General features: G+C 49.4%; 7 protein-coding genes. All 7 read right to left on the reverse strand.

Annotated elements, in window-relative coordinates; translation table 11 throughout:
• Window positions 1–81 precede the first annotated feature (81 nt).
• Window positions 82–525 carry a GatB/YqeY domain-containing protein gene (locus MHH52_RS22480; RefSeq protein ID WP_036683862.1) on the reverse strand — a complete coding sequence of 148 codons (444 nt, stop codon included), beginning with the start codon at window positions 523–525 and terminating at the stop codon, window positions 82–84.
• A gap of 15 nt (window positions 526–540) precedes the next feature.
• Window positions 541–714: a 30S ribosomal protein S21 gene (gene rpsU, locus MHH52_RS22485; protein WP_036657994.1), complete on the reverse strand. Its 174-nt coding sequence runs from the start codon at window positions 712–714 to the stop codon at window positions 541–543.
• A gap of 139 nt (window positions 715–853) precedes the next feature.
• Window positions 854–1,213 (reverse strand): histidine triad nucleotide-binding protein, encoded by a 360-nt coding sequence (locus tag MHH52_RS22490; protein WP_042130338.1) that lies wholly within the window; start codon window positions 1,211–1,213, stop codon window positions 854–856.
• A gap of 369 nt (window positions 1,214–1,582) precedes the next feature.
• Window positions 1,583–4,999, reverse strand: a complete 3,417-nt coding sequence (locus MHH52_RS22495) for an SMC family ATPase (protein ID WP_340004516.1) — start codon at window positions 4,997–4,999, stop codon at window positions 1,583–1,585.
• Window position 5,000: 1 nt separating this feature from the next.
• Window positions 5,001–6,182, reverse strand: a complete 1,182-nt coding sequence (locus tag MHH52_RS22500; RefSeq protein WP_340004517.1) for an exonuclease SbcCD subunit D — start codon at window positions 6,180–6,182, stop codon at window positions 5,001–5,003.
• A gap of 41 nt (window positions 6,183–6,223) precedes the next feature.
• Window positions 6,224–10,306 (reverse strand): helicase-exonuclease AddAB subunit AddA, encoded by a 4,083-nt coding sequence (addA, locus tag MHH52_RS22505; protein WP_340004518.1) that lies wholly within the window; start codon window positions 10,304–10,306, stop codon window positions 6,224–6,226.
• Window positions 10,303–13,815 carry a helicase-exonuclease AddAB subunit AddB gene (addB, locus tag MHH52_RS22510; RefSeq protein WP_340004519.1) on the reverse strand — a complete coding sequence of 1,171 codons (3,513 nt, stop codon included), beginning with the start codon at window positions 13,813–13,815 and terminating at the stop codon, window positions 10,303–10,305. Before addB ends, addA begins: the two co-directional genes overlap by 4 nt.
• Window positions 13,816–14,082 lie beyond the last annotated feature (267 nt).

The raw sequence follows: 14,082 nt of genomic DNA on the forward strand, positions 1-14,082 counted from the left end.
ATAAACGTTATTACGCTGCAATTGGAATTACGTTTCAAAACATAGAAAAGCACCCCTTTTGCAAGGGGTGCTAGCGCTATATTATTGCAGAAATTGCAGAACCGCTTGGTTCACGAGTTTACCATCGGCGCGACCTTTGACCTTAGGCATCAGTGCGCTCATGACCTTACCCATTTCACTTTTCGAAGAAGCACCGGTTTCCTGGATGGTCTGCTGTACAATTACTTTAATTTCTTCTTCGGAAAGTTGCTCGGGAAGATACTTAATAATAATCTCGATTTCTGCCTTCGTACTCGCGGCAAGCTCGTCGCGACCCGCTGATTCAAATTCTTGGAGGGCATCTTTGCGCTGTTTGATTTCACGACTAAGGATATCAAGCACTTCGTTGTCGTCCAATGTTCTCTTCAAATCTATTTCAAGATACTTTATTGTAGAACGAACCATTCGAATCGTGGAGAGCGTGAACTTGTCCTTACTCTTCATCGCTTGCTTCATATCTTCGTTCAATCTCTCGCTAAGATTCATGCGTGGGTAATCCTCCTAAAACTTTCTCTTACGAGCAGCCTCAGACTTCAGCTTTTTCTTAACGCTTGGCTTTTCGTAATGTTTGCGTTTCTTCACCTCAGCCAAGACACCATCTTTTGCGATGGAACGTTTAAAGCGACGAAGTGCAGCATCAATTGTCTCGTTTTTGCGAACTTTCGTTTCAGACACAGTTTCCCCTCCCTCCGACCATACCGTCCAAGAGCATAACACGGTTTATCAAATTCCATTATAGGTCAAACGGAAATAAGGTGTCAACCTTCGTGTTATTCTTTTTTTCTGGCAAGTTCTTCAACATTTAATGATTGTACTATGCGTGAGAAGCTGAGTTTCCTGTAAGGGCTCCCAGCTTGGCCCCACCAAGCAAGTGATAATGAAGATGAGGCACAGCTTGTCCACTATCAGGACCACAATTATTGATCAAACGATAACCAGACTCAGCAATCCCAAGGTCGATAGCGATCTGTTGCGCTACACTGTGAATTTCAGCAATTAGCGGAAGGTCCTCAGGTGTGACATCATTCATGGAAGCAATGAACTTCTTTGGAATGATTAACACATGTACCGGTGCAGCCGGCTCGATGTCGTAGAATGCAAGAATACGCTCGTTCTCAAATACTTTTTTGGAAGGAATAGTACCCTCAATAATTTTGCTAAACACGGTCTCCATAGAGTGCTTGCCTCCTAAAAATTGGTGAAATTTCGCTTCATCATAGGATAATCATACAGGATAATCACCAATTACGAAAGACGCTTAGAAACTCAACATTTCACCCTAAAACTGTATCTGTTACAGAATGAGCCCGTTATAAGAAAATTGCTACGTTATAATGAAGACCCGTCGGGACTGATTAAAAGGCAAAAAAAAAAGAAACACCCTTCACAGCTCATAAAGCTGATTCGGCGGCGGACGTATGAAAAGGAGTACATTCCCGGTCATACGTCCGCCGAGGTGTTTCAAAAGTAATGTCGGCTTAGCTGTATTATAACAGCGTGTTGATGCTGTATCTGTGATATCAATCACACACTTCGAACCTCTTCACATTTTTTCCAAAATGATGCGAGATCCCCCTCCACCTTGTTCAGCAGGAACAACTACCAGCTTGCGCGGCAACCGAGCACGTAGCTCTGGGACGTGGCTGATAATGCCGACAGACAGCTGGTCATTATGCAATCTTTCGAGTGAAGTGATTACTGTATCCAGCAGATCAGGGTCGAGCGTCCCAAAGCCTTCATCCAGGAAGAAAAATTGCAACGGATATTGTCCCCGAAGTTGGATCTGAGCTGAAAGAGCAAGCGCCAGTGAAAGGGATGTGAGGAAGGTCTCTCCACCAGACAGTGTTGAAACAGGTCTTCTCACCCCGCCGTTCCCATCATCACGGATCACAAATCCGCCACCCGAATCAACCTCCAGCGCATAACGCTGCTTGCTCAGGAAACGAAGCCTCTGGGAAGCGGACTGACACACCTGCATCAATTGTTCCTCAGCAATGTACTCAACAAAGGCATTCCCACGTAAGACCGTCTGCAGCTTGGATAGTTGATCTTGTAGAGAAGCATGTTCAAGCCGCTGGGCTTCGAGCTCCATCCAGCGAATATGCCGATGCCGCAGATCCTCTAGATCACGCTCTGCACGTGCTCTTGCCTGAAGGGCCATTTCGTCCTCAGCCTTGCTTTCTCTTAAGGTCCCCTGGCTTACTTGCCATTCCTCTTCACTTAAGCTGGCTCCGTCAAGCTTCTCTTCAATGTTACGCAGCTGCAATGAGACCTCAGCTTCTTCGGCACGATGAGCGCGTACCCGGGAAGAAGCCATTTCCCGTTCTTCGGGTGTGAGGGCCGCCCCCTCAACCGCTGAAGCCGAACGAAACGGTGAAGATTCTAGGCTTTGCTCCCACTGGCTAGCTGCGGTTACGTAATGTTCACGCGCAGATTCTGCGGATTGGCGAGCAATCGCTGCCTCTTTAATCTCATATTGAGCCTTTTCCGCCACCTTAAGATGTAATTGCTTGCTTGTCTCCACAGCAGTTAACAATTCCTGCAAACGCCCTTCACACTCCGCTAGAAGAGTGGCAGCAGCACGACCATTAGTCCACTCAAGTAGACGCTGATCTTTTTCACGCTGCAATTCCTCTTTGCCTTCCATCTGTGTGTTCCACTGAGCGAGCTCTTTATCTAGAGCCGTGATTGTCTCCTGAAGGTTCTGCACAGAAGCACTCTTCTCATCCAGAAACTTGACACTGATTTCTAGACGCGATCTAATTTCCTCGGCTTGAGCATCCTTGTCTAGCATTTCGCGGTAAGCTTTTTCTACCTCTCCTGGTGCCAGATCAGGGAACTGCTGTGCCCAGTTTTGCCGCAGAGCTATTAGCTGGCTGTTGAGTTCCTCAGCTTTGGCAGTAATTCCTTCTACCCAGCTCCGTTCACCTTCAACACCAGCTGCTTCTTTGAGGCATAGCTGCTGAACTTCCTGCATGGATTGCTGCCACTGTACCGCCGTACGACGCAGTTCTCCTGACTGGCCTTTTAATGCCAAAAGGGCAGCCTCAAGTTCTGACAAGGCTTCTTCATCCGGAATGATCAAATCGCTAGAAGGGGAGATAGTGCTATTTACTTCTGTACTTGCTGCTGCAGGGTGATTCACTGCTTCGATAGCTTCATCTCCAAATACCTGCTCCAGCCATACCTGTTCCTGTTCACGTAGACCACGAAACAAATGACGAGCTTCCAAGGCCCGTCTGGACAATGCCCGGACTTGCTGAAGCTTTATCTCCAGTTCCTGTTGTTCCAAGCTTTCATGCAATAAAGCAGGTGCTGGATGATGCTCGCTGCCGCATACAGGGCAGGGTTGTCCTTCTTCCAGTTCCTTAGCAAGCGCAAGTGATAGCCGATGAAGCTCTTGATCCTTCAAAGACGCTTCCAAAGAACTGATATGTTGCTCAAGTCTCTCCGCTGCGGTACGTGCATCTTCTTCTGCTGCCAGCAGCTTCTCTTGATGCAACGCCGCCTCGCGGATCAGTTGCCCGCGAGAAGCTTCCTGCGCCTCGCGACGGCCCTCGGCCTCCGCGAGGCGCATTTGTGCTGCCGCGAGCGCAGCGGCACGCTCGCGGCGCTCTTTCTCCGCCTTATCCCACTGGGATTCGGCGGAGTGCAGCCCTTGCAGTCTCTGCATCGCTTCTTGCAGAGACTGCCGCTCCTGGGAGCGGACACCGAGCGGCTGCAGGCTCTGCTGCAGCTCTTGCTGGCGCTTTTGGCCCTTGGCCAAAAGCTCACGCTCCCGAGCCATGCCCTCCCGCAGCTCCGCTAGCTTGCGGGAGGCCTCTTCGCGGCGCTCGCGCAAAGCCGCGAGTTCGCGCCGTAGCGCGCCGAGCTCGGACTCGAGCTCGAGCGCGCGGCGGTAGGTGCCGGCCCCCTCCCGGAGGGCCGGCTCTTCCGCCGCAAGCGCGGCCTGCGCAGCAGCCGCGGCCGCAGCGGCACGCGCCGCCTCCTGCTCGGCGGCGGCGGCCAGCACCTCTTGGCCCTCCGCGCGGGCCAATCGGCTCTTAAAGGCTTCTTCCGCGCTGCGCCATGCTTTCAGCGCGGGAAGCCTAGCCTCGGCCTCGTCAGCTTGGCCGAGCTTCTGTTCAAGGAGGAGAATCTCCTCCTCCTTGGAGAGCAGCCCCTGCCGCTGCAGCTCGCGGCGGGTCCGTTCCTCTTGGAACTCGCGAATACGCGCGAAACGCTCCGAGACCTGCAGCGCCGCCTCCAGCTTTCGGCGGCACTCCGCAGCATAGGCAACTGCCTGTTCGAGGCGCTCCGCCGCTGCCTCTACATCCCCTTTGCCTGCGCTGCCAAGACCCTGCTGCTCCGCTTCCAGCGCACGGAGTGCAGCCTCATTCTCCTTGACCCGGCGGCTAAGTTTAATCGCAAGTTGATCGCCATACTGTTCCAAATGGAACAGACGCTGCAGCATTTGCCGGCGATCTACGCCACGAAGCGATAAGAATTCGGCAAATTTCCCCTGCGGCAATACAACTGCTCGCGTGAAGTCATCCATTTTGAGACCAATATGCTCCTCCACGCAGCGCGTAACATCCGCAAGCTTGTCTGCCATAACGTTGTCACCGTCAGGTGTGATTTCGATGAAACGACTAATCGTGTTACTGACGGTTTGCTCACCTGTCCGTTTGAACTTACGTTCCACACGATAACGACGTGCCCCAGCGGAAGAAGTGAGCTCAAAGGTAAACGCCACGCTAAGTGAATCCTCCGAATGATTCATAATCCCTTGTGTTCCGTTAATGGCACGCTCTACTTTCCCATACATCGCCAAAGTAATAGCATCCAGCAAACTAGATTTGCCACTGCCCGTAGGTCCAAAGATCCCGAACAGACCGGTCTCACACAAACTTTCAAAATCTATTTCCTGCATTTCTCTATAACTCTGTAATCCTGCTACTTTTAATAGAATAGGCTTCACCTTAGTTCTCCTCTCCTTCCTCTGGCTGACGCCGTTCTTCTTCCGTAAGCTGTAAGAACAGCTCTATTAAGCTATCTTCTGGCTCTGCTCCACCCGTCTGACGCTGATAGAATTTACGGAACAATTCTTGCACAGGCATACGCGAGCGAGAGATCTGTTCAAGCTCCATCTCCATTTGCGGGTAGATCGGACGAATATGAATGATCCCTTCCCGTGATTTGCGCAGGCGCTGTATATCATTCATCGACATGGCTTCACTGAGGCGAATCTCCAAATCTATAAAAGCAGATGCGTCTCTTCCTTCATCCAGCCAGTTATATACCTCCTGCAATCCGCCAGTGGAGCTCCATCTAACAAGTGGACGCCCACAGCGAAGATAGATTTCTTCGAATGTCGGCTCCCCACCCGGAGCAAGATCAATCAGTGTCACTGACTTGGCTTGTCCTGCTTCAGAAAAACTGTATGCCAGCGGTGATCCGCTGTAACGAATCATTCCTTCTCCTTTAACACGCTGAGCACGATGAAGATGACCCAGTGCAGTATATTGCGCTCCACAAGATAGAGCAGAAGGATCTACAGTATAAGCCCCTCCCACTTGAATCGGGCGTTCCGAATCACTTTCTACACCACCAAGCACATAAATATGGCTCATCGCCAAATTAACGGTCTGCGGTGTGAATTCCCGACCCAATAGCTGCATGAGTTTGCCTACGCGCGCACTGTAAGCCAATCGAAGTTCCTCTTCCCCACTATCCCCAGCAAGTAGTTCACCGAGACGTGCCTCCGAGGGATAGGGGAGGGCTGCAATTTTAGCAATTTCACCCGTGCGAGCAGCATGAACAGTCACTGGCTCTGAGGTAGGAAGTCCTACCAATGTAATCCCCTGTCTTAATACTAGCGGGGAAACTGAAGATACACGCTCCGGTTGGTCATGATTTCCAGCGATCACAACAAGCGGTCTACCACCTGAAGTCAGCCTGGCAGCTGCCTCATAGAATAGTTGTTCCGAAGCCGCTGGTGGATTAACGGAATCGTACACATCTCCCCCCATCATAATCAAATCCACTTTATGAAAATCGGCGATCTCCACCAATTCATCTATGAACTGCTCTTGCTCCTTCTGCCGGCTTCTTCCTTCCAGCGTACGGCCCAAGTGCCAATCCCCCGTATGCAATATCCGCATCTTAGTCCTCTTTCCCCGCTCCTATGCGGCAATGAATAAATTTATAATTTCACAGCATGTCCGCCGTCAAAAAAGTACAGCCAAATCTCGCTGATCGGTTCTCCCAAAATATCATGTAATGCCTTGCTGTATAGCTCTAGCTGAAAACGATATTTTTCCTTAAGTGCTTCTAACCCGCCCTGATGTTCTAATACTGAGTCCGTCTTATAATCTAGCAGAATAATTCGACCCTCTTCACGAAAAAGACAGTCAATTACCCCTTGGATCAGCACAGCCTCACTAAATCCTTCATTATTATTCTCAGGGGCTAGCTCCGAGACGGCTTCATTCATATACTCAAGCCCCCGATAAGCCTCACCAGCGGGAACCATATAACTGAACGGCATTTCTCTAAGCTTCCAAGTAGAATTTATTAATCTACGTCCAAGTTCATTCGTATAAAAAGCCTCTATCTGATCGGGAACCACCGCCTCCACCTGCTCAGCAGTTAGAATAGCCACTCTCTGCAAGCGAGCTAATGTTTCTTCCACAACCTTAGGATCAACTGAACCCTCAAGCGGAATATGCTGCATGACCGTATGGTAAGCTGTCCCGCGCTCCGCTGGGGTTAGACTCCGTTTCTCCATAAATTTCGGACGCCGCAAATGAAGACTTTCCGCTCCCGCCACATTTGGACGTTTATTGTTTTCTGTTGAGGTGATAGGATTGGCTTCCTCTAGCAGATCAAAAGAAGGCTGCTCCTGCAACGACAGCAAAGCTTTTAACTCCGTAACCGATGTTTTAGCCGGAATACCAGAGGCAGCTGCATACCGATAATTCCATTCCAGTATTCTAGAGATTTCTTCGCTAGTCTCTGTTCCATAGACAGTTACGGCTTCACCTTTTTGCAGCGCTTCGAGTACAGCCTGCCGCTCTTCTGCCTTGTCTTCTATGTTATCCGATGGAAGGAACGCCCCGGAATTAAGTTCTGAGGCATTCTGCACACTAATGCTCCAGTTCGAGACATCGCTGTGCAGAACTGTCGAGACGGTACCTTCTGATCCTCCCAGCTTACGAAGAATAGCCGCAGCGGGATGCCGGATCAATGCTGGTCCAACCCAGTCCAGATAGCTACGTCCTCGGGCTAGCAGATGGTCAGCAAGCAGCAGCTCGTCCCGATTCTGCACACTGCTCCAGCTAGCGATTTTGCGTGGCAAATCTCTTACGGTACCTACTAGAATCATCTTATCTCTCGGACGAGTTAAAGCTACATATAATACACGCATTTCCTCAGCCAATAATTCAAGTCGTGTACGACGATTAATAGCCAGATAAGGAAGAGTTGGGTAGCTAACCCGTGTCTCCCGTTCCACAAAACGTGGCCCAAAGCCCAGCTCTTTATGCATAAGGAAAGGAGAATGTAAATCTTGTCTATTGAACTGCTTTGCCATCCCAGCTACAAAAACAACAGGGAACTCCAAGCCTTTGGATTTATGGATGGTCATGATTCTGACCCCATTACCTTCTTCACCGCCACCACCAGCTACGCCAAGATCCCCACCATTCTCACGAAGCCTTGAAACGAACACTAGAAAACGGAATAATCCGCGTGCCGAAGTATCATTCTCAAACTGAACAGCCCTGTCGTACAAGGCTTTAAGATTGTTCTGGCGCTGCGAGCCTCCAGGCAGTCCTCCAACCCATTCCAAATAACCACTTTCTCCATAAATACGCCAGATAAGGTCACTGAGACTACCTTGTCTAGCCGCATTTCTCCAGCTCTCCAGCTGTTCTAGGAAAAGCTTAAGCTTATGCTTCAGCCCTGGGCTGATTTGTGGTGTGTCTTTATCAGAAGAATCATTCTTTTCAGCAGTGCTTGCTGATTCAATCACATGCTCGGAGAAGAGGTCATACTCTTCCTCAGCCTCTTTTACATCTTGCATGTCTGCTGCCATCTGTACGGCACTATAGAAAGAACCATGGCTGCACATCCGAACCGTAGCCAATTCTTCTGCAGTTAATCCGACCACAGGTGAACGAAGTACCCCAGCCAGCGGAATATCCTGCTGAGGATTATCGACTATTTTTAAGAGTGAGAGTGCAATTTCTACTTCTGTAGCTTCAAAATATCCTTTATTCAGATCTCCGTAAGCAGGGATTCCCTCCATCCGAAGCTCTTCGATGATTAATGGTGTCCATATTCTGGCCGAGCGAAGCAGAATCACGATATCACCGTAAATAACCGGACGCATAATCTTGAGCCCTTTATCATAAATAAGCAGCGGCGATCCGCCATTCATGCCGGTCATTTGCGAAATGCGCCGGGCAATGGCCCGTGCTTCTAGCTGCGCTGTCTCACTCTCGATAGCTTCAATTTCCTGAAGGGGCGTATCACCGTCTTCGGAAGTTTCTTCTGACTTGCCTGCTACCGTACCACGATCGATCAATAATAGCTCTGGTGCAAAAAAAGTATCTGGCCCCTTCTCTGCTGCACCCGGGAAATTCGCACCATAAACAAGCTCAGCACGTTCGTCATAATTAATCTCCGCTACCGTCTCATTCATGATCTGCCGGAAGATCATATTCACTGCATTCACAACTTCCATGCGGCTGCGGAAATTACGGGCCAAATCGATGACCGAACCACCAGAGATCTCATTAGGAATCTCAGATGGATCAGCCAAATCGCCTTGTTCAGAAGCCTCACTACCATCTACATTCTTCGAGCCAAAGCTACGATATTTATCTAGGAATAGCCCCGGCTCCGCCAAACGGAACCGATAAATACTCTGCTTCATATCCCCGACCATAAATCGGTTGCCCGGTGTTTCACGGGATATTAGCCGCACAATCTCTTCCTGCACACTATTCGTATCCTGATACTCATCTAGCAGAACCTCATCAAATTGAGCACGGTATTCCATGGCTGCATCAGAAGGTAGGGAATGACCCGGTGCAGAATCCGGATGACGTAAAATCTTCAGACAATAATGCTCCAAATCACTGAAGTCGACTAAACCCCGGCCTGCTTTTTCGATTCGATAACGTTCACCGAACGCTATTACTGTCTCAGCAAGCTCTACCATCAGTGGTGCAGCTTCGTTCAGCTCTTTCAAAAAGACCTCAGCTGGACGGCCAAACAATGCCTTCTGAAGATCCAAAATACTCTTCTTTACACTGTCGCGCAGATCTTTAACCATCTCCTGCAATCCAGGATCTGTCGAATCCTTCTTACAAGCCTTTAGTTTTCCAAAGTATACTTCCATGAAAATATCATATAGTTCTGCCCAAGGCGGTTCGTTTACGGCATCCTGCAATGCATTTACCATCTCAAGATCAGCCGTCAAATTCTCGGCATAAGGTGCCGGACCACCCGGCTGTAGCGCTATCTCCCTACCTTGAATAAGCTGGCTAGCTGCACCCGCAAGTGTCAGCTTCGCTTCTTCAAGAATACTTAGCACCCATGGTGTTCGGCCCAAGCTGTCAGTGTCTGGTAATGAGAAATCAGCTGCGGTATCACGAAGCCACTGCTCTGGCCAAGGATGGCTACGTGCATAATCATGCAGTCGCTGTATGAGCGCATGTACCGCATCATCACTGCGTTCACCACTGAACCAATCAGCAAGCTGTACAAATACGCTATCCGCGTCATCTTCACCCACTTCACCGTATTTTTCCTCCAGCAGTTCTTCTAGCAGCTCCTGCCGCATCATCTCTGCTTCATGCTCATTTAATATGCGGAAACCGGGATCAATAGGGATAATCTGATAATAACGCCGGATCACTTCCAGACAGAAGGAGTGTAGTGTTGTAATCGAAGCTTTGCCAAGCAGCGACAGCTGACGGCGCAAATGATCATTCTCCCCATTCTCCTCCAGCTCCCGATCGAGTGCTTCCCTGATCCGCTGGCGCATCTCCGCAGCAGCAGCTTTGGTGAACGTAGCTACCAGTAATCTGTCTACGCTAAAGCCATTCTCTTCCTTACTAATCTTTCGAATAATCCGTTCTACCAGCACTGCCGTCTTACCGGAACCTGCTGCCGCGGCTACGAGGATGTCATCACCGCTCTCAGCAATGGCGCGCCACTGATCATCACTCCATATGCTTCCTTCCGGTTTCGCTTCTATTTCAGCCTTTATACTCACGGTGTAGTTCCTCCTTTACGGGATAGCAGGTCCCAAATGACGTCCTTCCCTGGCTTACCCAGATTGTTGTAGCCGTTGCCTTCCACAGCTTCATCGAACTGGCAGACGGGTCTAAAGGAACAGAACGTGCATGCTGTCTCTTGCCCAATCCGGTACGGCTCAATCGCCACATCACCTTCTGTAATGCGTGTCCCGATATCCGAGATCGTCCCCCGAACGGAAGACAGTAGATGGCCCCACTGCTCTGGTGTAGCTACAGAAGCACTACTATAAAAGCTGCCATCAGCTTTTACTGCTACAGGCACGATAGAAGAATACCCTTTGTCTAAAGTGGTATCCATCAGGGAGACAACCTCACGATCTGCCGTAAGCAATCCCTTCATTTTGAAGCGTTTCAGCAATTCTTGCTCTGCCTGCTCCTTGTTCATCCCATTGGATGAGGTTAACAACGGATCATGCACGTGGAAATAAAGCGTCCCTGCCGGAAGTGCTGGCTGCCCGAGCCATTGCTCGGAGTACGTAAGCAACACATCCAAATAGGTCAGCATTTGTAGCGATAATCCATAGTACACCTCATGCAGTTTGAGGTCCTTTTGGCTCGATTTATAATCAATCACTCGCAGAAGAATGCCGTTCTCTCCTTGGGCCATGTCTACACGGTCAATCCGGCCAACGACCTCCATCACACAACCATTTGGCAGCGTGATTCTTAAAGGAGGCAAATCCTTATCTGGTCCAAAATCCAGTTCTAACCCTACTGGCTCAAAGCTGCCGCGGCGGGCATGCTCACCTAAAATAACAGAAGCGCGTCCGACGATGTTCTTCAGCTTGCGGGAAATGTACCCGTAACGTTTGGAGCTCATCAGAATTTCGCCCTGCAGCATCGGTGATAGACGTTCTACCGTCTCACTAGCCTCGCGCCGACATTCCTCCGGTGATAAACTCCCCCAACCTCGACCCTCTTGTTTCAATCTTAAAGCCATGTCACTTAATGCGGCATGGAACAATTGTCCAATATCAGGTGCTTGCAGCTTATACAGCTGGCGCTCTTTCAGTCTTAGTCCGTAGGAAGCGAAATGGGAGAAGGAGCAAGCAACAAACTTCTCCATCCGGGACACACTACCGCGTAGTGTCGATCCACCGTACAATCTGAGGCTTGTTCCACGTTTTAGCTTCGTTCCCACGTTACGATAGAACAACGAACTGAGCAGACGTTTCAGTTCGAGACTACGAATATCATCAGCAGCGAACCAGTTATACACATCCCACCATAGCTCCGGTATTTCTGTCCCTTGACGCCACTGCCGTAGCTGCATAATCAAAGCACGAAGACTCTGTTCTGGATGACCAATGAAACCTAAGTGAATGGAATCTCTTACTTCTTCTGGTAGTCCCGCAGGAGGAAGTGCTGACAAGATTTGCTCATGAACCTTCGGAAACATTTTATGCAAATGACGGATAACCTCAGAGGGGAGGAGAGCCTTACCCTCATCATCCGCTGTAGCGTAGCTAATCCAGAGCTTTCTGCTTCCAGTCGTTAGCGCATTATAGATCAGAAATCGTTCGTCCAGCAGTTTACGAGAAGCACCAGGAGCAAGCTCCATACCAGCGTTCTCAAGCACGGAGCGTTCGCCTTCCGAGAGAATTCCATCTTCCTTAAACTGCGCGGGAACAACACCCTCATTGAATCCAAGTAAAAAAGCGTATTTAACTCCCGTTGGACGAGTCCGATCCATGTTACCGACTAGCACTTGATCTAACGCGGGAGGAACTAGTCCCATCTTAAGCTCAGCAAGTCCTGTCTCTAGAACTCCGGTGAACACATCAAATTCAAGTCTTTCGTTACCCATCATTTCAACGATCTGATCCAATAGATCAAGTACCGCGCCCCACAATTGGCTATGTTCCCTGGCCTTCTCAGGTTGTCCCTTCTCCATAGCCTTAACGCTGAGATTCTCCAGCTTTCGAGCAACATCCGTCTCTTCAAGCAGCTTATACACTGCGGTACAGAGTTCCAGACCACTGCGACTCTTCTGGATACGTTTTTCAAATGCAAAAAGCGGACCCGTTATATTCGCCCGGCATAGCTCCATTGTAGCAAGCAATTCATCGTCCATGGTTCTGCCGCCTTCCATCGAAAGGCTAGGAATCCCTTTCCATGAGCGGCCATCCGTCCAGCGATATCCTTGAATACCACAAGCGAGCACATAATTCTCCAAGACATCCATATCCTCGCGAGTAATACTGCGGTCCAGTGGTAGTAAAAGCTCCGTTTTTACGCAGCGAAACACATCCTCATAGCGCCAGCGTCGACGCACCACGTCCAGTGCAGAGCGAATAAACTCCACAAGAGGATGATGCAGCTCATTTACCTTCTGGTCCAGAAAAAACGGCACTCCATAATCTTGGAACAAAGGTTTTACAAGCTGCTCATAATCCCCGATATTGCGCATAAATACGGCCATTTCGCCATATTTCGCTCCTTCTTCTCGTGCCAATCGGGTCATTTCGCGCAGCGCTCCCTCCACTTCTGCTCTGTGCGAAACTGCGGCGCCTATAGATATAGACTCTTTTACTTGTTCGTCTACACCTTTCCAGCGAATTCGGCGGTCATATCCCCGTTCGAGGTGAGCAAGAACAGGACTTTCTTCAAAACGCGGAAGAACAGCAGGCTCCAGAACCTCATCCCACACGTCAATGCCCAGTTCTTCAGCTATTCCTCGCAGCTTAATGTAAGTGACCGCTGTTGGGTGAAACAATTCCAGCTCATTCAACTGATCTCCATAAGGGTAGGGTCGATCAAGCGTAAGTGAAACGGTCAGCTTCGAAGCTTGTTGCATCAATTCTCGAATAACTATGAACTCCTGCGGAGTGAATCCATGGAAACCATCCACCCATATCTCTGCTCCACGAATGTAGGAGGATTCAGGGATATGCTCAGCCAGTTCCGCTAAACGATCCTCTTCATCGATATACAGGCGTGACATTTCCTGCTCCAAATCACTGAATACAAGCTGCAAATCATCCAGCTTGCACTCAAGAATAGGACTTCTCGCAATCGCCCCCCGCATCGCAGACAACTGCTCCTCTAAATCAGCGGATTCCAAGCAGCAGCGCTTCATCTCCGTGTGCAGTTGATTCAGCCGATCCACAAAACCCGGTCTGTCTGCAGAGGCACCGAACAATTTCAGTTCCTCTTTACGACGACTGATGATTTTGTAAATTAACATCTTCTTACCTTCTTCACTGATAGGCAGACTAGCGCTGCCCCCAGTTTCCTGCTTCACTCGATAGGCAAGTCGCGAAAAGCTCAGGGTCTGAGCTCGTATACTTCCCTTCACATTCCCTACGGTCAGAAGCCCCCGTTCCGCGCCAAAAGAACCTTGCTCCGGTACAAGAATAATGATCGGCGTGCCAAGAGGTTCCTTCTCTAATGAAGAAGAGATAGACTCCCATATTTTTGTTGTCTTGCCACTGCCCGAGCGGCCTAGTAAAAAGGTTACTGACATAAATGATAGACTCCTTCCGTAGCGGTGAAAATGTATATGATACAAGGTGAAACATCCACCCATTGATTAACTTCAAACGAAAAAGTTTAGTTATTCCTCGTCCCCTCAGTATATCATAACCGCTCAAATCAGAACATGCGTTTGCTATTATTTTCTAATGATTTACAATGAAGAAACAACGAAAGCATCTCTTGAGTCCGATAGCTAATTTACCTTAGTAAAGAACATGCAAAAAATCCGTAAAAAAGCGCCCCTAGCACAGGCTCC

Origin of the sequence: Paenibacillus sp. FSL K6-0276 (assembly GCF_037977235.1) — a bacterium.
GTDB lineage: Bacteria > Bacillota > Bacilli > Paenibacillales > Paenibacillaceae > Paenibacillus_AQ.

Excerpts from the sequence above, each read along its gene's own strand:
- MHH52_RS22490 (WP_042130338.1), bottom strand. The coding sequence starts at position 1,213 with ATGGAGACCGTGTTTAGCAAAATTATTGAGGGTACTATTCCTTCCAAA.
- MHH52_RS22480 (WP_036683862.1), bottom strand. The coding sequence starts at position 525 with ATGAATCTTAGCGAGAGATTGAACGAAGATATGAAGCAAGCGATGAAG.
- MHH52_RS22500 (WP_340004517.1), bottom strand. The coding sequence starts at position 6,182 with ATGCGGATATTGCATACGGGGGATTGGCACTTGGGCCGTACGCTGGAA.
- addB (WP_340004519.1), bottom strand. The coding sequence starts at position 13,815 with ATGTCAGTAACCTTTTTACTAGGCCGCTCGGGCAGTGGCAAGACAACA.